The organism is Cupriavidus cauae (assembly GCF_008632125.1).
GTDB lineage: Bacteria > Pseudomonadota > Gammaproteobacteria > Burkholderiales > Burkholderiaceae > Cupriavidus > Cupriavidus cauae.
Window position 1 is genome coordinate 109813 of sequence record NZ_VWRN01000035.1, and the last position, 19863, is coordinate 129675.

A 19863-nucleotide genomic window follows, 5' to 3' on the forward strand; every position below is an offset into this window, starting at 1 on the left:
TCCCGCACCCTCTGCCGGAGACGACAGATGGTGATGCTGTGGCTGATCGCTCTGCCGCTGGTCGCGGCCATGCTGACGCCGCTGGTCGGCCGCCATCTGCGAGCGCTGACCGCGCCGCTGGTGCTGGGCACGCCGATGCTCGGGCTGGCCCTGCTGGCCAGCGTGCGGCACGAGATCTTCAGCGGCGAGGTGCTGGCCTGGCGCATGCCGTGGCTCGACAGCCTTGGCTTTGCGCTGAGCTTTCGGCTGGACGGCCTGTCCTTCGCCTTCTCGCTGCTGGTGCTCGGCATTGGCCTGCTGGTGCTGCTGTACGCGCGCTATTACCTGTCGCGCAGCCAGTCGACCGCGCGCTTCTTCGCGCTGCTGCTGCTGTTCATGGCCGCGATGCTCGGCGTGGTGCTGTCGAGCAATCTGCTGCTGCTGGTCGTGTTCTGGGAATTGACCAGCATCGTTTCCTTCCTGCTGATCGGCTTCTGGTCGTATCGCTCCGATGCGCGCAAGGGCGCGCGCATGGCGCTGACGATCACCGGCGGCGGCGGGCTCGCGCTGCTCGCCGGGGTGCTGCTGCTCGGCCATATCTGCGGCAGCCTGGAGCTGTCCGACGTGATCGCCAGCGCGGGCACCGTGCAGAAGCACCCGCTGTATCCGCCGATGATCGTGCTGGTGCTGCTCGCGGTCTTCACCAAGTCGGCGCAGTTTCCGTTCCACTTCTGGCTGCCGCACGCGATGGCGGCACCGACGCCGGTCTCGGCGTATCTGCACTCGGCCACCATGGTCAAGGCCGGCGTGTTCCTGCTGGCGCGGCTGTATCCGGTGCTCGAGGGCACCGATTGGTGGTTCTACATGCTGAGCCTGACCGGCCTCGCCACGCTGGTGGTGGGCGCCGGCATGGCGCTGGTGCAGCGGGACCTGAAGGGGCTGCTGGCATATTCGACCATCAGCCATCTGGGCCTGATCACGCTGCTGTTCGGGCTCGACACCGGCCTGAGCACGGTGGCCGCGCTGTTCCACATCATGAACCACGCGGTGTTCAAGGCCTCGCTGTTCATGGCCGCCGGCATCATCGACCACGAGACCGGCACGCGTGACCTGGGCCGCCTGCGCGGGCTGCGCCGCTACATGCCGCACACCGCGCTGCTGGCCATCGTCGCCTCGCTGGCGATGGCCGGCGTGCCGCTGCTCAACGGCTTCCTCTCCAAGGAGATGTTCTTCGGCGAGACGCTGGCACAGGGCCTGCTCGGTCCGTTCAACTGGACCATTCCGGCGCTGGCGACCGCCGCCGGCGCGCTGACGGTGGCGTACTCGCTGCGCTTCATCCATGGCGTGTTCTTCGACGGCGAGCCCGACGACCTGCCCCATCATCCGCCGCACGAGCCGCCGCGCTGGATGAAGATCCCGGTCGAGATCCTGGTGGTCACTTGCCTGGTGGTGGGGCTCTTTCCCAACCACACCGTCGGCGGCCTGCTCGATGCGGCCGCGCGTGGCACCATGGGCGCGCCGCTGCCGATCTATAGCCTGAGCCCCTGGCATGGCTTCAATCTGCCGCTGGCGATGAGCGCCCTGTCGATGGCGGCGGGCGGCGCGCTGTTCTTCCTGCGCCGCGATTCCTTCCGCCACTATCACGCGAAGCTGCCCCAGCTGAACGCGCGCGACCGCTTCGAGGATGCGATCGAGCGCGTCGAGCGCGCCGCCGGCCGCGTGGCGCTGCTGTTCGAGAACGGTTCGCTGCAGCGCTATCTGGCCTTCGCGATTGCGGCGATGGTGCTGCTGCCGGCCCGCTATCTGTTCGAGCTCGAGCAGGCCCAGGGCCCCGCGCCGCTGTCCCCTGCGGACCCGGTCACGGCGACCGGCCTGATACTGCTGGCGATCGGCGCCATCGCCGTGGTCGCGGCGCGCCGGCAGCGCGTGGTGGCGCTGCTGATGGCGAGCCTGTGCGGGCTGATGGTGGCGCTGGCCTTTACGCGTTTCTCGGCGCCGGACCTGGCGCTGACGCAGATCTCGGTCGAAGTGGTCACCATCATCCTGCTGGTGCTGGCGCTGTACTTCCTGCCGGTCGACCTGCCGGAGCGGGCGGGGACCGCGCGGCATCTGCGCGATGCCGCGCTGGCGCTGGCCGGCGGCGGCACCGTGGGCGTGGCCGCGTTCGCAGTGATGACGCGCCCGCACCAGACCATCGCCGATTTCTTCATCGCGCAGAGCGTGCCGGGCGGCGGCGGGCATAACGTCGTCAACGTGATCCTGGTCGATTTCCGCGGCTTCGATACGCTGGGCGAGATCTGCGTGCTGCTGATCGCCGGCCTCGGCGTGCATGCGCTGCTCAAGGGCCTGCGCCTGCCGGCGCCGACGGCCGGCCCGAACGACATGCCGTGGTCGCGCCAGAGCCATCCGCTGCTGCTCGCGATCCTGGCACGGCTGATGCTGCCGCTGACGATGCTGGTGGCGATCTTCATGCTGCTGCGCGGGCACCAGCTGCCCGGCGGCGGCTTCGTCGCCGCGCTGATCACCGCGGTGGCGCTGCTGCTGCAATACATCGCCAGCGGCGTGCTGTGGACCGAGTCGCGCATCACGCTGCACCATCGCGCCATCGCCGGCGCCGGCATCCTGATCGCCGGGCTGGTGGGCCTGGGCAGCTGGGCGTTCGGCAATCCGTACCTGACCACCGCCTTCGGCCACTTCCATCTGCCCGGGATCGGCGAGATCGAACTGGCGACCGCCTTGCTGTTCGACCTGGGCGTCTATCTGACCGTGGTCGGCACCGTGCTGCTGATCGTGTCCCACCTGGGCGTGCGCGACAAGCGGGTGGCCGCCGCGCGCGAGATCGCGGAGACTGCCTGATGGAAGCCCTGTTCGCCGCCGCCATCGGCGTGCTCGCCGCCTGCGGAATCTATCTGGTGCTGCGCGCCCGTACCTTCTCGGTGGTGCTCGGACTGGCGCTGCTGACCTATGCGGTCACGCTGTTCCTGCTGGGCATGGGCCGGCTGACCACCGGCAAGCCGCCGATCATCGCGCCCGGCGCGCAGTATGCGGACCCGTTGCCGCAGGCGCTGGTGCTGACCGCGATCGTGATCGGCTTCGCGATGACGGCCTTCATCATGGTGCTGGCGTTGCGTTCCCGTGCGCTGCGCGGCAGCGACCATGTGGACGGCGACGAGCCGGCCGATCCATCGTCGGCGGTACCCGGGCAGCCGCCGGAGCCCGAACGTCCGGAGGATGCCGAGCGCGCGCGCTCGGCATCGCCCTCGACGGCGCCACCAACGGGACCATCAACGGCGCCATCGACCGCTCCGTCCCCGGCCAGCGAGGAGGCGCGATGAACCACGCCATGCTGCTGCCCATCCTGCTGCCGCTGTTCTGCGGCGGCCTGCTGGTGGTGATGCCGGCCCGCTGGCGCGCACGCTCGCGCTGGCTGGGCGTGCTGGCGACACTGGCGCTGCTGCCGATTGCGGCCGGCATCGTCGGCCAGGCAGCCGGCGGCAACATCGCGGTCTACGCGCTGGGCAACTGGGCGGCGCCGTTCGGCATCGTGCTGCAGCTGGACCGGCTGGCGGCGCTGATGCTGCTGTTGACGGCGCTGCTCGGCGCGGCCGCTGTGCTCAGCGCAGGCGAGCGCGATACCCGTGCCGGCCGGCATTTCGACGCCTTGTTCCAGTTCCAGCTGATGGGCCTGAACGGCGCCTTCCTGGCCGGCGATCTGTTCAATCTGTTCGTGTTCTTCGAGATCCTGCTGATCGCCTCGTACGCGCTGCTCGTCCATGGCGGCGGCAGCGAACGGATTGGCGCCGGCCTGCATTACGTCGTGCTCAATCTGGTCGGCTCCTCGTTCTTCCTGTTGGCGATCGGCGTGCTGTACGGCATCACGGGCACGCTCAACATGGCCGACCTCGGCGAGCGGCTGGCGCGGCTGGCGCCATCGGAGGTACCGCTGGCGCTGGCGGCCGGCGCGATGCTGATGCTGGTGTTCGGGCTGAAGGCGGCGATCTTTCCGCTGTCCTTCTGGTTGCCGCGTGCCTATGCCGCGGCGGCCGGGCCGGTGGCCGCGCTGTTCGCGATCATGACCAAGGTCGGCATCTACGCCATCCTGCGCTGCCATGCCCTGCTGTTCGACGGCGGGCGCGGCTGGTTCGGCGCCTTCATGCACCACTGGCTGTGGTGGCTGGCGATCGTCACGATGGTGCTGGCCGCATGCGGCGCGCTGGCGGCGCGTTCGATGAAACGGCTGACCGGCTACCTCGTGCTGGTATCGGTCGGACTGCTGTGCGCCGGAGTCTCGATGCAGACGCCGCAGGCCTGGAGCGCGACGCTGTACTACCTGGCCAGCACCACGGTGGGTACCGCCGCGCTGTTCCTGCTGGCCGATTCGCTCGAGCTGCCGTCCGGCAGGATGCCCGTCGGCGGCGGCGTTTCGCGGCTGGCCGGCACGCTGTACCTGACCGCCGCGATCGCCGTGGTGGGGCTGCCGCCGCTGTCGGGCTTCATCGGCAAGGTGATGCTGATGCAGGCGGTGCCGCTGTATGGCGAGTGGAACGGCGCGGCGGTGCTGTGGCCCGCGGTACTGGTGTCCAGCCTGGCCCTGATCGTGGCGATCAGCCGCACCGGCAGCCGGCTGCTGTGGCAGGGGCCGGCAGCCGCCGCCGCGCACGAGCACGGCATGGTGACGCGGCCACAGGCCAGTACGCCGCCGGTGCGCCGCCCGGACGCGGCCAAGCTGGTCTGCTGCGCATTGCTGCTGGCCTGCAGCGTGGCGCTGGTCGTGTTCGCGCGGCCCTTGTCCGGCTATCTGGACGCAACCGCGCTGCAACTGTTCGACCGCGCCGCCTATACGCGGGCGGTGCTGGGCGCGCCGACGGAGCCGGCACGATGATGCGGCGCCTGTTGCCCCATCCCTGGCTCAGCGCGATGCTGCTCGCGGTCTGGCTGCTGCTGGGCAATGCGGCCGCGCCGGGCGACTGGCTGCTCGGCGCGCTGCTGGCCTGGGCCATTGGCCTGCGCGTCGGCCGGCGGCTGTGGTTGCGGCCGCTGCGGCTGGCGCGGCCCTGGCTCGCGTTGCGATTGATCTGGCATGTCGCCGTCGACATCGTCGTCGCCAACGTGCATGTCGCCTGGCTGGTGCTGGTGCGTGGCGCGCGCCTGCAACCGGCCTTTATCGAGCTTCCGCTCGAGTCCGAGCACGAGATCGCGCTGACCGCGCTGATCAGCATTGTGTCCCTGAGCCCGGGCACGGTCTGCGCCGAACTGAGCGACGATCGCCGCTGCCTGCTGATCCATGTGCTCGATCTGGACGACGCGGACGACATGATCGCGCGCATCAAGTCGCGCTACGAGGCGCCGTTGAGGGAGATCTTCCTATGCTTGCCGTCGTGATTCCGATTTCGCTGGCGATGCTCGGCATCGCCTTCCTGCTGACGCTGCTGCGGCTGCTGATCGGCCCGACCTTGCCGGACCGCATCGTCGCGCTCGACACGCTGAACATCAATGCGATCGCGCTGATCGTGGTGTTCGGCATCTGGCTCGGCTCCGCGCAGTTCTTCGAGGTGGCGCTGCTGCTCGCGGTGATGGGCTTCATCGGCACGGTCGCGCTGACCAAGTATCTGCAGCGCGGCGACATCATCGAGCTGAAGTAGGGAGCCCCGCGATGCCGTTCTACCTCGAGGCCATCGTCTGCGCGCTGCTGCTGATCGGCAGCCTGTTCACGCTGGTCGGCGCGATCGGCCTGCTGCGCCTGCCGGACTTTTTCATGCGGCTGCACGGGCCGACCAAGTCGACCACGCTCGGCGTCGGCGGGGTGGTGATCGCGTCCGTCGTCTACTTCAGCAGCCTGGGTGAGGGCTGGAGCCTGCACGAGATCCTGCTGACGGCCTTCCTGTTCCTGACCGCGCCGATCAGCGCGCATATGCTGGCCAAGGCGGCGATGCAGCAACGGGTGCCGGTCCATCCGGTCACGCGCGGCCGGCCGTGGCTGACCGATCGCGGCGCGGAGGCCGAGCCGGAGGACGACGACGGCATCGAGCAGCGCTAGGGTTCCGCGGCCGGTTTTGGTTTTGGCCCTGGTTTGGGCCTGGGCTTGGGCGCGGACTCTGACGACGACGCCGACGGCGACTTGGCGACGGCGCGTTTCGCGACCGTCTTGCCGGCGCCCTTGCGCGCCGCCTTGCCGCTGAACTTCGCGGCCAGCTTCAAGGCTGCGACGATTTCATCGAAGGCGGCCTCGCGCGCCGCGGGATCGGGCACGCGCAACGCATAGGACGGGTGGTAGGTCGGTATCACGGTGCGGCCTTCGTGCTCGATCGGCTGGCCCAGCACCTTGCGCAGCGCCGTCGCCTTGACGCCCAGCACGGCCTTGAGCGCTGTCGCACCGAGCGCCACCACCACGCGCGGCGCCACCCGTTCGAATTCGTCCTCGAGCCAATAGCCGCAGGCCTCGATCTCCCGTTGTGCCGGTGTCTTGTGTAGCCGCCGCTTGCCGCGCAGCTCCCATTTGAAATGTTTGACCGCGTTGGTCAGGAATACCGACTCGCGCGACAAGCCGGCTTTTTCGAATGCTTCGTCAAGCAGCCGGCCCGCCGGCCCGACGAAGGCCTTGCCGGCGAGGTCTTCCTGATTGCCGGGCTGTTCGCCGACCACCATCACCGGCGCCGGCGTCGGGCCGTCGCCGGGCACGCCATAGGTGGCATTGCGCCACAGGTCGCAGCGGCGGCAGGCATCGAGCGTGGCCGGCCGCTGGTCGGACGGTTCCGGTGCGGGGTCGGGCGCGTCGTCGGGTGGAGTTGGGCGGGATGGTGAGGACATGGCGCGTGGGCAGCGGTGCTGGCGAGCCGCGTTGCTCGTTTCAAGCACGCCGCATGCCAACGGCGCCGAGCGCCGATCCTGGGTCGCTGATCCTGGTCTTCGATCCACGACCGCGATTCCGATCCCGATTCTCGGTCCTCGGTCCTCGGTCCTCGATCCTCGATCCTCGATCCTCGATCCTCGATCCTCATCCGATCGGCTCGGACGGGATCGGGCCGGCTCAGAGCGGCAACAGCGACAACCCCCAGCCGCCGAGCGCGCAGGCCACCACCACCAGCCACGGCGGCAGCTTCCAGAACATCAGCGCCACCAGCGCCGCGAGCGCCAGCGCGAAGTCGGCCGGGCGGTGGATCGCGCTGGTCCAGACCGGATCGTACAAGGCTGCCAGCAGCACGCCGACCACCGCCGCATTGACGCCGGCCAGTGCACCCTGGGCATGCGGACTGCGGCGCAGCCGTTCCCAGAACGGCAGGGCGCCGGCGACCAGCAGGAAGGACGGCAGGAAGACCGCGACCAGGCACAGGGCGCCGCCAGCCCAGCCGCTCGGCTCGATCCGCATCGCCGCGCCGAGGAAGGCCGCGAAGGTGAACAGCGGACCGGGTACCGCCTGCGCCGCGCCGTAGCCGGCCAGGAAGGCGTCGTTGTCGACCCAGCCGTTGGGGACCACCGCGGCCTGCAGCAGCGGCAGCACCACGTGGCCGCCGCCGAACACCAGCGAGCCGGCCCGGTAGAAGGCGTCGATCAGCGCCAGTGCCTGGCCCGGCCAGGTCTGCGCCGCCAGCGGCAGCAGTGCCAACAGCGCGGCGAAGATCGACAGCATCAGGGCACCGAGCCGGCGGTCGACCGCAATCGGCAAGGCCTCGTGCTCGCCGGCCGGGGCCGTCTTCAGCAACGCGCGGCCCAGCAGCGCCGCTGCCGCCATCACCGCGACCTGGGCCAGGGGCCCGGGCACCAGCACGACCACGCAGGCCGCGACCGCGGCAATCGTCGCGCGGGGACGGTCCGGACACAGCGAGCGGCCCATGCCCCAGACCGCCTGCGCGACCACCGCCACCGCGACGATCTTCAGCCCGGCCAGCATGCCGGCGGGCAGCACATTGCCCCACGCCGACAAGGTCAGCGCGAACAGGATCAGCGCGATGGCCGACGGGAGCGTGAAGCCGACCCAGGCGGCCAGCATGCCGGCAAAGCCGGCGCGCGACAGCCCGATCGCCATGCCGACCTGGCTGCTGGCCGGCCCCGGCAGGAACTGGCACAGCGCCACTAGGTCGGCATAGACGCGCTCGCCGAACCAGCGCCGGCGCACCACGAATTCCTGACGGAAATAGCCCAGATGCGCGACCGGTCCGCCGAACGAGGTCAGGCCCAGCCGCAGGAAGGCCAGGAATACCTCCCAGACCGGATGGCGATGCGGGGCGAGGGTATGGCCGTCGGTGGCCGGCATCGGTTCTGGCTCCATGGGGCTGGCGTGGGCTCGGGTGCAGGGAACGCCATGGTAGCGCAGCGCGATGGCCGCTCGGCCATCGCAGGCCATCGCGGGCCGTCGTGCCCGGTTGCGGCCCGTCCTCAGGCGGTGGCCGGTGCGCCGCGGCGCGAGGCGTCCGACAGCGACAGCAGATAGACCACCAGGCCGCCCGCCGCCAGCAGCAGGCCGACCCAGCCGGTCGATTGCCAGCCCAGGCCGGCCGCGATGGTCACGCCGCCGAGCCAGGCGCCCAGCGCGTTCGCCATGTTGAAGGCCGAGTGATTGAGCGCCGCGGCCAGCGTCTGCGCATCGCCGGCGACGTCCATCAGGCGGATCTGCAGGGCCGGGCCGAGCGCGACCACGGTGCCGATCAGCAGCACATTGGCCGACGCCAGCCAGGCGTGCGGCGCGGTCAGCACGAAGGCGCCGAGCACCGCAGCGGACCAGACCAGCACGCCGCCGATGGTCGGCATCAGCGCCTTGTCGGCCAGCTTGGAGCCGGCCAGATTGCCGATCACCATGCCGACGCCGAACAGCGCCAGCACGAAGGGAATGCCGCTGGCGGGCATGTGCGCCAGTTCGATCATCGTCGGCTTGATATAGCTGAACACGGCGAACATGCCGCCGAAGCCGATCGCGCCGATGCCCAGCGTCAGCCAGACCTGCTTGCGGCCCAGCGCGGACAACTCGCGCAGCGGACTGGCGTGGCGGTCGGCCGGCACGAACGGCACCCAGCGCCAGACCAGCAACACCGTCAGTGCGCCGATCAGGCCGACCAGCGCGAATGCGGAGCGCCAGCCCAGCCATTGGCCGATCGCCGCGGCGATCGGCACCCCGACCAGCGTGGCGACGGTCAGGCCCAGCATCACCATGCCGACCGCCTGCGCGCGGCGCTCGCGCGCGACCAGGCTGGCGGCGACCAGCGCCGCCACGCCGAAGTAGGTGCCATGCGGAAAGCCGGTCAGCAGCCGCGCGACGATCATCGAGCCGTAGCCGGGCGCCAGCGCGCTGGCGAAGTTGCCGATCGCGAACACCGCCATCAGCGCCAGCAGCAGGGTGCGGCGCGGCAACCGCGCGCCGAGCACCGCCAGCAGCGGGGCGCCGATCACCACGCCGAGCGCATAGGCGCTGATCAGGTGGCCGGCGGCCGGGATCGAGATGGCCAAGTCGCTGGCGGCGTCGGGCAGCAGGCCCATGATGACGAATTCGCCGGTGCCGATGGCGAAGCCGCCGACACCCAGCGCCAGCAGCGCGAGCCGCCCAGCGCGGCGCTCCGCCTTGCTGGTGGCGGAGGAAGCGGCTGGGGAAGGGGCCGGAGCGTCGTGTGAAAAGGAGTCGATCGGATCGTATGGGCTACCGTCAGGGGCGGACATGAGGAGATGACTGCAAGAGATCGCGCGGACGCGTGTTGTTTGGACCTTGTGATGAACCGGAGCGCGGGCTCTGCGGCCCGCTGGCACGCTCGGTCGCGATCGAAGCGAGCGAAGCGATCCGGGCGGCCGGTTTGGCCGTTATTGTGAAGCAAAACGCGCGGCCGTGCTGCGACGCAGCATGACGGCACCGCCATGCGGAGGGTTCCGGGACGGTTCTCCGAGGGTTCTCGGAGGGTACTTGCAGGGCTCTCGGAAGGTTTTCGGATGGTCCTCGGAGGGTTCTCGGAAGGTTCTCCGAAGGTTCTCGGAAGGTTCTTGGAAGGTTCTCGGAGGGTTTTCGGAGGGTTCTCGCCAGGCCCTAGTCGGCCTGGCGGCGCCGCCGGGCCAATATGCCCAGGGATACGCCCAGGGCCAGCAGACCGGCGCCGATCAGGCCGGCCTGCGTGGCGCGCGAGCCCTCGTTGCGGTTCCGCCAGCCGCCGTCCACCGCCATATAGCCCTCGGTCGGATCGAACAGATTGCCGTCGGTGCGCGGCGCGGGGTCGGCCCGGTCCAGATAGCGCTGGGCGAGCTGCTGGGAAAAGCGCCGCGTCAGGCCTGGAGTGACCAGATTGCCGACGCGGGACAGCCACGCCACGCTGCCGATGGTGGTCGCCTGGCGATGCGGCCGCGCCGCCGCCCGCACGATCGCACGGGCGATGGCACGGGGATCGACCAGCGGCCGCGGCGGCCGGATCGCCTTGCCGGTGTAGTTGGCGCAATGCCGAAAGGCCGGCGTATCGGCCACCCCCGGAAAGATGTCGCAGACGTGGATGCCGGGGAAGGGCAGCAGCTCGGCGCGCAGCGCCTCGCTGAAGCCGCGCAGCCCATATTTGCTGGCGGTGTAGGACACGCCATAGGCCGACGGCGACCAGGCGTTCATCGATAGCACATTGATCAGCGTGCCGTGTCCCTCGCGCTTGAAGTAGGGCAGCACCGCGTGCGCGCCGTACAGGTAGGCGATCAGGTTGGTCCGCAGGACGCGCTCGTGGGCATGCACCGGCGTCTGTTCCAGCAGGCCGACCGTGCCGACGCCGGCATTGTTGATCCAGACATCGATGCGGCCGTCGCCGGTGTCGGCCGCGAGCCGGGCCAGCGCCGCGACGGCTTCCGCGTCGCCGACGTCGGTCGGCACCATCAACGTGTCGGCGCCGTGCGCCGCGCAGACATGGGCCACTTCGCGCAGCGCCGCTTCTCCGCGCGCCGCAAGCACCAGGCGCACGCCTCTGCGGGCGAAGGCCTCGGCGGTGGCCCGTCCGATGCCGCTGGACGCGCCGGTGATGACGATGGTGACGGGACGGGACGGACGCATGGTCACTCCTTCGCGGATCGGCAATCGTGCGGGGTGACGATGCAAACGGCATGCCACGGCGACATCCCCTGCCGAACCTGTTATCCGCCGAGCGTGTCATCCGGCGAGTGTGTCGGACGCTAAGCCCGTCCCCGCCGTGCCTGCTCGCCGCGGTGCCTGTCCGCGCCCGTGCCGCGCTGCTACGCCGGCCCCATCTCCAGGCTGGCGAACAGATCGGCCAGCGTCGGCACCGAGCGCGCCGGCCAGATCGCCGACAGGTCGAAGGTCGGCAGGGCATCGCCATCGCGGACCTCGCAAAAGCGCACGCCGCGGAAGTTCAGCGAACGGATCCAGCTCGGCAACAGCGCCACGCCGCAGCCCCCCGCGACGCAGGCCAGCACGGTCAGCGTCCGGTTGGCCTCCTGCGCGACGTGGGCCTCGTGGCCGGCCTTGCGCATCGCATCGAGAATGCCGGCATAGAAGGCCGGCAACTGGGCCTGCGGATACATCACCAGCCCGGCCTCGGCGATCTGCGCCAGCGACACCTTGCCGTCCGGTCCGGGCTCGAGCTCGTCGGGAATCGCCGCCACCAGCCGGTCGCGCAGCAGCGGGCGCTCCCGCATGCGTCCGCCCACCGCCACCGGCGTGTGCATCAGGCCGAGATCGATGGCGCCGGTGCGCAGCGCCTCGGCCTGCTCGGCATTGCTCATCTCGCGCAGGATCACGCGCACGCCCGGCGCGCGCCGGCGCAGCTCGCGCAGCGCGCGCGGCAGCGTATCGAACAGCGCCGAGGACACCAGCCCGATCGTCAATTGCCCCGCGCTGCCGCGGCCGATCTCCTGCGCGCGCCGGGCCGCCGCGTCGATGCGTTCGACGCTGGTGCGCACATCGTCGAGGATCGCCAGCGCCGCCGCGGTCGGCTGCGCGCCGCGGCGCGAGCGCTCGAACAGCCGGACGCCCAGGTCCTTCTCCATGCGGGCCAGCGCGGTGCTCAGCGCCGGCTGCGCGATGCCGAGCCAGTCGGCGGCGCGGCTGACGCTGCCATGGTCGATCACGGCGAGGAAGTAGCGCAGGTGGCGGGTTTCCATATCGAAACGGTATGAATAAACAGATTCTGGATAATGGGAAACTATACCCGCGCTCCCTAGAATCCGTCCGAACTATCGTTTGTCCATTCAGCCGTTTTCGATCCGGAGCCGCGCCTTGTCCCAGTCTTCGCCATCCGCGCCGCCGCCTGCGTCACCATCCGCGTCACCATCAGTGCTGCCGCCTGCGTCACCATCCGCGCCGCCATCGACGCGACCCGCCGTCGACTCGCATGCCCATGTGTTCGAGCACGGCCTGGCGCTGGCGGCGGTCCCGCGCTACCGGCCGGACCACGACGCGCTGCTGGGCGACTATCTGGCACAGCTCGACGCGAATGGCCTGACCCACGGCGTGCTGGTCCAGCCGAGCTTTCTCGGCACCGAGAACCGCTATCTGCTGGCGGCGCTGCGTGCGGAGCCCGCCAGGCTGCGCGGCGTGGCCGTGGTGGACCCGGCCATCGAGGATGCGGAACTCGACGCCATGGCCGCCGCCGGCGTGGTCGGCATCCGGCTGAACCTGATCGGCCTGCCGGCGCCCGACCTCGGCACGGCGCCGTGGCGCGGCTTGCTGGAGCGCATCCATGCGCGCGGCTGGCACGTCGAATTGCATCTGCCCGCGGCGCGGCTGCAGGAAGTCATGCCCGCGCTGCTGGCGGCCGGTTGCCGCATCGTCGTCGATCATTTCGGCCGGCCCGATCCGGCGCTCGGCGTGGCTGACCCGGGTTTCGACGCTCTGCTGCGCCACGCCGACAGCGGACGGGTCTGGGTCAAGCTGTCCGCCGCCTATCGCAACTGGCCCGATGCGCAATGCGCGCAGGCGGGGCGGCTTGCGGCACAGCGGCTGCTGGAGGCCTTCACCGCCGGGCGCCTGCTGTGGGGCAGCGACTGGCCCCATACCCAACATCCACACGTGTCCTACGGCGCTACCCGCCAATGGCTCGACGACTGGATCGACGATGCCGCGCAGCGCCGGCAATTGCTCGGCGATACCGCGCTGAACCTATTCCAATTCCAAGGAGACTCCGCATGATGCTGCCTGCCCTGTTCCACACGCTGTCGCGCCGCGCCGGCGCCTGTCTGTTCGCCGCCTCGGCGGTATTGCTGGCCGGTGTTGCCACGCCCGCCGCCGCGGCCTATCCCGAGCGGCCGGTGACGCTCGTCGTCACCTATCCGCCCGGCGGCACCGTCGACGTGGTCGCGCGCCTGCTGGCGCCGAAGCTGTCCAGCGTGCTCGGCCAGCCGGTGGTAATCGACAACCGCGGCGGCGCGGGCGGCATGATCGGCGGCGCCTATGTCGCGCGCGCCAAGCCGGACGGCTACACCCTGATGCTAGATGCCTCGAATCACGCGCAGAACCCGGCGCTGCACAGCCGCATGCAGTTCGACACGCTGAAGGATTTCGCGCCGGTGTCGCTGCTGCTGCGCGTGCCCAATGCGCTGGTGGTCACGCCGTCGTATCCGGTCAAGACGGTGGCCGACCTGATCAAGCTGGGCCAGGCCAACGCCGGCAAGCCGGTCTACTTCGCCTCGGCGGGCAACGGTTCGGCGCAGCATCTGGCCGGCGAGCTGTTCAACCTGATGGCAAACACGCGGCTCGAGCATGTCGCCTACAAGGGCGGCGGTCCGGCGATGGTCGACGTGATGGCGGGGCAGGTGCCGGTGATGTTCGCCAGCATGGGTTCCGCGTGGCAGCACATCAAGAACGGCAAGCTGCGTGCGGTTGCCGTCGGCGGCGCCAAGCGCTCGAAGGCCGCGCCAGAACTGCCGACCATCGCGGAGGCGGGCGTGCCGGGCTACGAGAGCTACGAGTGGAACGCTGTGTTCGCGCCGGCGGGCACGCCGGCGGCGATCGTCGAGCAGGTCTCGCGCGCGCTGGCGCAGGTGCTGAAGGACCCGGTCGTGGCCGAACAGCTTGCCGGCTTCGGCGCGGAGACCGTCGGCTCGACGCCGGCCGAGCTCGACGCCTTCCGCCGCGCCGAAATCGCCAAGTGGAAGAAGGTCGCCGCGCAGGCGAAGCTCAGCCTCGATTGAAGTCCCCGGTCTCGCGCCGGCGCATGCGAACAGGGCATGCGCCGACAGCGGGGCGCGCCCGATGACGGTAGCGCCGCAGATCAAAAATCCCCGGCACAAAAACGAGCACTCTCTGCGCGTGACAGTCGCAGAATAGACCGCCATGCTGGCGGGCCCACGCAGGCCTTCGGCGAAAGGCCGCGGCACGGATCCGACGACGATGGTCCGCCGGCATGTCGTTCGAAACCGGGGAGACTGTCATGCGCACAACCTGTTGTCAGCAAGCGGGGGTGCGTCCCCCGCGTCCCTCGCCCACGCGGCGCGGCAAACCACTGGTGAGGCATTGCATCGGACTCGCGGCACTGGGCGCCATCGGCGCGCAGGCGCAGGCGCAGACGCCGATCGGCCCGGGCCTCATCACCAATTCCATCATTCTCGACGCGCAGGACGCGGTCGTGGCCGGCGGTACCACGATCGACGTGCCTGCCACGCCCGGCGCGGGCTGGGCGCTGGTTGCCAGGAACGGCAGCCGCGTGGTGTTCGATACCACGCAAGGGCCCATTCGCCTGGCGACGCGCACGGCCGCGGGCCAGGCGTTGCGCGTCGAGCAGAACGCGGTCGTGGAGACGGCGCCGGGCGCCGGCTCGCCGGGCGGTCTGTCGATCGGCACCAGTGCGAACGGCGAATTCGGCGTCGGCGTGTTTTCCGGCGGCAGCGTCGCCTTGTCCGGTGCGACGATCGCGACCGCCGGCGGCGCGAGCGGCGATCTGCGTGCGCACGGCGTATTCGTTCAGGGCGCCGGCAGCCGCGCGGCGCTGGTCGAAGGGTCCATCACCACCACCGGAGGCGGCAGCGGGGCGATGGCGGTCGGCGGCGGCACGCTGACGCTGACCCGCGTGCCCATCACGGTGCGCCAAGCCGCGGCCGCCGGCCGCTATGGCCTGAACGCGCAGACGGGTGCGTCCATCACGATGAATGGCGGATCGATCGTCACGGAAGGGGCGACCGGCACTGCGGTGCGTGCTTCGGGCATGGGCGGGCCGGGCGCGCGGATCGCGATCGCCGACGCGACTGTGGCGACCGCCGGCAGCAACGCGCACGGCGCCTTCGCCACCGACGGCGCGCGAATCGACGCTGCGCGCACGACGGCCAATATCCGCGGCGACAGTGCCGCCGGCTGGTTTGCCACCCACACCGGCCAACTTGCCGCGACGGACAGCACCGTGACCACCGCCGGCATCGACGGCTACGGCGCCTATGCCCGCGCAGGCGGCAGCATCGCGCTGCTGCGTGGCGCGGTGACGACCGGCGGCGAGCGCGCGGTCGGCCTGTTCGTCGGCGATGCCGGCACCACGCTCAACGCCACCGAGGTCACCGTGTCGACCGCCGGCGCCGATGCACCGGGCGCCGCCGTGTTCCGCGCCGGCACGTTGGCGATGGCGCGTGGCACCGTGCGCACCACCGGCGATGGCAGTCACGGCCTGAGCGCGATCGGCGACGGATCGTCGGCGGCGCTCGCCGGCACCGCGGTCGGCACGCAGGGCAACGGCGCCCATGCCTTTGCGGTGTACCAGGGGGCCACGGTCACCGCGACGGGGATTACGGCCGAGGCGAGCGGCACCGATGCCTCGGCCCTGTTCCTCACGGGGTTGTCTGGAACCCACTCGCGCGCCGACTTGATCGGCGGCAGTCGGCTGACCAGCGCCTCCGGTCCTGCCATCGCCGTGGCGGGCGGCACCGCGACAGTCGGGCTGGGCGATGCCACCGTCAGCGGCGGCACGCTGTGGCTGCGGGTCGGACCGAATGACGCCTTTGCCGCGGCGGCCCGCCGCACGATGCAGCCGCCGGGCGAGCAGCGGGACAACGAGGCATCCTCGAATCCCTTGGCGACCGAACGCGATCCGTCGATGGCGACCGGCACCACGATCGTCACCACCGGCCCCGAGCCGGGCTTCGGCACGATCGTCGCGGACAACAGCCGCATCACCGGCGCGGCCTTGACCGAGCCGGGCAGCGTGTCCGATGTGAGCCTGAGACGGAACACGCATTGGGACATGACCGGCAACTCCAACCTGACGCGGCTGACACTCGATGCGAGTCAGGTCGTATTCGCGCCGCCGGTGGCCGGCGCCTTCAAGACGCTGACCGTGCAGCAGTACACCGGGGTCGGCGGACTGATCGCGCTGAACACGCGGCTCGATGGCGACGATTCGTCGTCGGACAAGCTGGTGGTGCAGGGCAGTGCCGGCGGACAGTCACGGCTGCGGATCGTCAACGCCGGCGGTGCGGGCGCGCTGACGACCGCGAACGGCATCCAGGTGGTCGAGGCGACCAGCGGCGCCACCACCACGACCGACGCCTTCGCGCTCGATGGCCGCGTGGTGGCCGGCGCCTACGAGTACCGGCTGTTTCGCGGCAGCCTCGATCCCTCGTCGCCGCAGTCGTGGTATCTGCGTTCCGAGCGCGAATCGACGCCGCCCGGGCCGCTGCCGCCGCGGCCGCTGTTCCGGCCCGAAGCGGCGGCGTACCTCGCCAATCGCCGCGTCGCCGGCGAGATGTTCGTGCACAGCCTGCACGACCGGCTCGGCGAGCCGCAGTTCGTCGAATCGCAGGGCTTCGCGCCGGCCAGCCAGCAGCCGCGCTCCGGGTGGCTGCGCGTGGTCGGCAAGTGGGAGGGCAGCCACAGCCGCGACGGCAACTTCCACGTCGATACCGATACCTTTCTGCTGCAGGGCGGCGCCGAGCTGGCGAAGTGGGCGCTGTTCGGCACCGCGGACCGCGTCCATCTCGGCGTGATGGGCAGCTATCTGGCGGCGAGCACCGACGCCGAGGCCGCCGGCAATCCGGCTCGCGCGCACGGCAAGGTCGACGGCTTCAGCGCCGGCGTCTATGGCACCTGGTACGAGAACGACCACAACAAGCTCGGCGCCTATGTCGATACCTGGTTCCAGTACGGCTGGTTCGACCAGCGCGTGGAGGGAGCGGGGCTGCCGGCGGTCAAGTACGACGCGCATGGACTGGCGGTGTCGGGCGAGGTCGGCTATGCGATCCCGCTGCGTGGCGGCTGGGTGATCGAGCCGCAGGCGCAGCTGATCTATGTCGACTATCGCCAGGACGACATCGCCGAGGCCAACGGCACACGGATCGCCGGCGGCGATGCGGACGGTCCGATCACGCGCCTCGGCCTGCGCCTGCATCGCACTTTCGTCCAGGGCGACACGCGCCGCATCCAGCCCTATCTGACGCTGAACTGGTGGCACGCCGACACCGACCGCCGCATGGCCTTCGACCGGGTCACCGTCGGCGATCTGTATCCGGAAAACCGCTACGAGGCCAAGCTCGGCGTCAACGCGCAGCTCGACAAGCGCTGGACCGGCTGGGCCAACCTGACGGGCGCCTGGGGCGAGCAGAGCTATCACCAGTACGTGGTGCGGGTGGGGGTGAAATACACGTGGTGATGCAGCGTGGGTTTGCTCCTGTCGCCGCTGGCGATGGCGTTCTCGTTCAGCGAAGGGGATATGCCTCCTGCCGGGAAACGGCGCGCTATGATTTGCCCCCTGACGAGCCGTTAGCGTTGCCAAGGAGCAAGCCCACGATGCGGGACCTGGATTTGACCAGCCTGCGCCTGTTTGTCGCGGTCTGCGAGACGCGCAATATGGCGCGGGCCGGGGAGCAGCAGCATATCGTCGCGTCGGCGATCAGCAAGCGGCTGGCGCAGCTCGAGGATACGGTCGGCGCGCAGTTGCTCGAGCGGCGCCGGCGCGGCGTGATTCCGACGCCGGCCGGCGAGATCCTGCTCGAGCATGCGCGGGCGATGCTGGCAGCGGCCGATCGGGTCGCGCGCGACATGGCCGACTACGGCTCGGGCATCAAGGGGCAGGTCAGGCTGCTGGCCACGGTGTCGTCAATGGCGGAGTCGCTGCCCGACGATATCGCCGGCTTCCTGCAGCAGCCCGAGCATCGCGATATCCGCGTCTCGGTCGAGGAGGGCGTGAGCCGAGAGGTGGTGCGGGCCGTGCGGGAGGGCTCGGCGCCGCTCGGCATCTGCTGGGATGCCGCCGATCTGGAAGGGCTCGCCACGCGGCCCTATCGCGCCGACCATCTGGCTGCGGTGGTGCACGCCTCGCATCCGCTCGCCGAAGCAAACGAATGCGCGTTCTCCGATACGCTTGACTTCGATCATATCGGCCTGCCGGCGCAGACCGCGGTGCACACCATGCTGGCGCGCCACGCGGCCATCGTCGGCCGGCCGGTGACCTATCGGGCGGTGGTGTCGACCTTCGACGCCTCGCTGCGCTGCGTGCGCGCCGGGCTGGGCCTGGCGATCATGCCGCGCGAGGTGGTCGAACCGGTCGCCGCGAGCCTGGACGTGCGTGTCGTGCCGCTGACCGACGGCTGGGCGCATCGGCGCTTCGCGATCTGTTTCCGTGACGAGCAGAGCCTGTCGCCGGCCGCGCGCATGCTGGTGGCGCATCTCGAGCGGATGGCGGCCGACGACGGGCAAGACGCGCTGCAGCGCTGATCCGTCTTCGGCGACGCCCCACCGGCAAGCGCAACGGCGGTCCGCAGCAAGGACCGGCGGCAAGGGGCGCCGCAAGAGCGCAGCCGCAACCCCCGGCAACAACGATCCGCATAAACCCGGCTTCCGCTGACCCGTACGATGGCTTAAGCAATGGCAGATGGCGCCGAAGCGGTCGGTTGGCCGACACTACGGCGATTTCGAGCCCTGGATACGCAGGGCATTACATCCGGAGACATCGCCATGGCTGTTCCTACTGCGTCCACCCGTTCCCTTCGACCGCTCGCTTCGCTGCGCCGCCTGACCGTCGCGGCGCTCGGCCTGTTTGCCGCGGCCGGCGTGCAGGCGGCCGATCCCTTCCCGCACAAGCCGATCGCCCTGGTGGTGCCGTTCTCCGCGGGCGGTCCCACCGACGTGGTCGCGCGCAGCCTGGGCCAGGCCATGTCCAGGCACCTCGGCCAAAGCGTGGTGGTCGAGAACCGCACCGGCGCGGGCGGCACCATCGCGCCGGCCTATGTCGCCCGCGCCGAGGCCGACGGCTATACGCTGCTGATCCACCACAACGGCATGGCCACCGCGCCGGCGCTGTACCGCAAGCTGTCGTACGACCCGCTGAAGGACTTCGAGTACATCGGCCAGGTCGCGGACGTGCCGATGACGCTGCTGGGCAAGAAGGACCTGCCGCCCAACAACACCGCCGAACTGGTCCGCTACGTGCAGCAGAACGAGTCGAAGATCAATCTGGCCAACGCCGGCCTCGGCGCGGTCTCGCAGCTGTGCGGGCTGCTGTTCGAGCAGGCCACCAACGTCAAGCTGAACGTGATTCCGTTCCAGGGCACGGCGCCGGCCATGACGGCGCTGCTGGGCGGTCAGGTCGACGTGCTGTGCGACCAGACCACCGCGACGCTGCCGCAGATCGCCGCCAACAAGGTCAAGCTGTACGGCGTCACCACGCCGCAGCGGATCCGCGCCTTGCCCAATGCGCCGACCTTGCAGGAAGGCGGGCTCAAGGGCTTCGAGATGAAGGTGTGGCACGGCGTGTACGCGCCGAAGGGCACGCCGGCGCCGGTGGTGGCGCGCCTGACCGCCGCGCTGCAGGCCGCGTTGAAGGACCCGGCGGTGGTCAAGCGCCTGGACGAGCTGGGCGCCGAGATCGTGCCGCCGGCCAAGCAGACGCCCGAAGGGCTGAAGACCTGGCTCAAGGCGGAAAGCGACAAGTGGCAGCCGATGCTGCGCAAGGCCGGCGCCTTCGCCGACTGAGCGGCGAGCACCGGCCCCTCGCGGCCACACCAGGG

14 protein-coding genes and 2 pseudogenes are annotated in these 19863 nt (G+C 70.3%); 11 read left to right on the forward strand and 5 right to left on the reverse strand.

Translation table 11 applies throughout. The features are described 5' to 3' along the window. Positions 1 to 27: 27 nt before the first annotated feature. From F1599_RS14065 to F1599_RS14090, 6 genes and pseudogenes are all read left to right on the forward strand, one after another. Positions 28 to 2835, forward strand: coding sequence for a monovalent cation/H+ antiporter subunit A (locus tag F1599_RS14065; RefSeq protein ID WP_150083456.1), 2808 nt, complete (start codon positions 28 to 30; stop codon positions 2833 to 2835). Beyond that, positions 2835 to 3155, forward strand: a pseudogene (locus F1599_RS14070) (Na+/H+ antiporter subunit C); the annotation flags it as partial. The gene F1599_RS14065 and the pseudogene F1599_RS14070, both read left to right, overlap by 1 nt. A 155-nt stretch (positions 3156 to 3310) precedes the next feature. Beyond that, entirely contained in the window at positions 3311 to 4861 is a 1551-nt protein-coding gene (locus F1599_RS14075; protein WP_150083458.1) for a monovalent cation/H+ antiporter subunit D, read from the forward strand. Then, entirely contained in the window at positions 4858 to 5361 is a 504-nt protein-coding gene (locus tag F1599_RS14080) for a Na+/H+ antiporter subunit E (protein ID WP_149318170.1), read from the forward strand. The genes F1599_RS14075 and F1599_RS14080 overlap by 4 nt, the downstream gene beginning before the upstream one ends. After that, positions 5346 to 5621: a K+/H+ antiporter subunit F gene (locus F1599_RS14085; RefSeq protein WP_149318171.1), complete on the forward strand. Its 276-nt coding sequence runs from the start codon at positions 5346 to 5348 to the stop codon at positions 5619 to 5621. The genes F1599_RS14080 and F1599_RS14085 overlap by 16 nt, the downstream gene beginning before the upstream one ends. Before the next feature lie 11 nt (positions 5622 to 5632). Then, positions 5633 to 6016 carry a Na+/H+ antiporter subunit G gene (locus F1599_RS14090; protein WP_149318172.1) on the forward strand — a complete coding sequence of 128 codons (384 nt, stop codon included), beginning with the start codon at positions 5633 to 5635 and terminating at the stop codon, positions 6014 to 6016. A gap of 137 nt (positions 6017 to 6153) precedes the next feature. Here F1599_RS14090 and F1599_RS14095 read toward each other — a convergent pair. The 5 genes and pseudogenes from F1599_RS14095 to F1599_RS14115 all read right to left on the reverse strand — a co-directional run. Continuing rightward, positions 6154 to 6786: pseudogene (locus F1599_RS14095) on the reverse strand (UdgX family uracil-DNA binding protein); the annotation flags it as partial. A 220-nt stretch (positions 6787 to 7006) separates the two neighbouring features. Further along, entirely contained in the window at positions 7007 to 8230 is a 1224-nt protein-coding gene (chrA, locus tag F1599_RS14100; protein WP_150083460.1) for a chromate efflux transporter, read from the reverse strand. Positions 8231 to 8352: 122 nt separating this feature from the next. Beyond that, positions 8353 to 9624, reverse strand: a complete 1272-nt coding sequence (locus tag F1599_RS14105) for an MFS transporter (RefSeq protein WP_223819639.1) — start codon at positions 9622 to 9624, stop codon at positions 8353 to 8355. Between the two features lie 358 nt (positions 9625 to 9982). Then, positions 9983 to 10975: an SDR family oxidoreductase gene (locus tag F1599_RS14110; RefSeq protein ID WP_150083461.1), complete on the reverse strand. Its 993-nt coding sequence runs from the start codon at positions 10973 to 10975 to the stop codon at positions 9983 to 9985. Between the two features lie 179 nt (positions 10976 to 11154). Beyond that, positions 11155 to 12042, reverse strand: coding sequence for a LysR family transcriptional regulator (locus tag F1599_RS14115; RefSeq protein ID WP_149318176.1), 888 nt, complete (start codon positions 12040 to 12042; stop codon positions 11155 to 11157). A gap of 175 nt (positions 12043 to 12217) precedes the next feature. Between F1599_RS14115 and F1599_RS14125 the strand changes: the two genes are divergently transcribed. From F1599_RS14125 to F1599_RS14145, 5 genes are all read left to right on the forward strand, one after another. Next, positions 12218 to 13069, forward strand: a complete 852-nt coding sequence (locus tag F1599_RS14125) for an amidohydrolase family protein (RefSeq protein ID WP_150083569.1) — start codon at positions 12218 to 12220, stop codon at positions 13067 to 13069. Continuing rightward, entirely contained in the window at positions 13066 to 14070 is a 1005-nt protein-coding gene (locus F1599_RS14130; protein WP_370639465.1) for a tripartite tricarboxylate transporter substrate binding protein, read from the forward strand. The genes F1599_RS14125 and F1599_RS14130 overlap by 4 nt, the downstream gene beginning before the upstream one ends. Positions 14071 to 14384: 314 nt before the next feature. Beyond that, a complete protein-coding gene (locus F1599_RS14135) occupies positions 14385 to 17507 on the forward strand; it encodes an autotransporter family protein (protein WP_150083462.1) in 3123 nt (1040 codons plus the stop codon). Between the two features lie 137 nt (positions 17508 to 17644). Then, the gene (locus F1599_RS14140) at positions 17645 to 18571 is read left to right on the forward strand and encodes a LysR substrate-binding domain-containing protein (protein WP_150083463.1); all 927 of its coding nucleotides are present in this window, start codon (positions 17645 to 17647) and stop codon (positions 18569 to 18571) included. A gap of 240 nt (positions 18572 to 18811) precedes the next feature. Continuing rightward, positions 18812 to 19828 (forward strand): tripartite tricarboxylate transporter substrate-binding protein, encoded by a 1017-nt coding sequence (locus F1599_RS14145; protein WP_149318179.1) that lies wholly within the window; start codon positions 18812 to 18814, stop codon positions 19826 to 19828. Positions 19829 to 19863: the final 35 nt, after the last annotated feature.

Coding starts and splice junctions, on each gene's coding strand:
- F1599_RS14065 (WP_150083456.1), top strand. CDS start 28: ATGGTGATGCTGTGGCTGATCGCTCTGCCGCTGGTCGCGGCCATGCTG.
- F1599_RS14075 (WP_150083458.1), top strand. CDS start 3,311: ATGAACCACGCCATGCTGCTGCCCATCCTGCTGCCGCTGTTCTGCGGC.
- F1599_RS14080 (WP_149318170.1), top strand. CDS start 4,858: ATGATGCGGCGCCTGTTGCCCCATCCCTGGCTCAGCGCGATGCTGCTC.
- F1599_RS14085 (WP_149318171.1), top strand. CDS start 5,346: ATGCTTGCCGTCGTGATTCCGATTTCGCTGGCGATGCTCGGCATCGCC.
- F1599_RS14090 (WP_149318172.1), top strand. CDS start 5,633: ATGCCGTTCTACCTCGAGGCCATCGTCTGCGCGCTGCTGCTGATCGGC.
- chrA (WP_150083460.1), bottom strand. CDS start 8,230: ATGCCGGCCACCGACGGCCATACCCTCGCCCCGCATCGCCATCCGGTC.
- F1599_RS14105 (WP_223819639.1), bottom strand. CDS start 9,624: ATGTCCGCCCCTGACGGTAGCCCATACGATCCGATCGACTCCTTTTCA.
- F1599_RS14110 (WP_150083461.1), bottom strand. CDS start 10,975: ATGCGTCCGTCCCGTCCCGTCACCATCGTCATCACCGGCGCGTCCAGC.
- F1599_RS14115 (WP_149318176.1), bottom strand. CDS start 12,042: ATGGAAACCCGCCACCTGCGCTACTTCCTCGCCGTGATCGACCATGGC.
- F1599_RS14130 (WP_370639465.1), top strand. CDS start 13,066: ATGATGCTGCCTGCCCTGTTCCACACGCTGTCGCGCCGCGCCGGCGCC.
- F1599_RS14140 (WP_150083463.1), top strand. CDS start 17,645: ATGCGGGACCTGGATTTGACCAGCCTGCGCCTGTTTGTCGCGGTCTGC.
- F1599_RS14145 (WP_149318179.1), top strand. CDS start 18,812: ATGGCTGTTCCTACTGCGTCCACCCGTTCCCTTCGACCGCTCGCTTCG.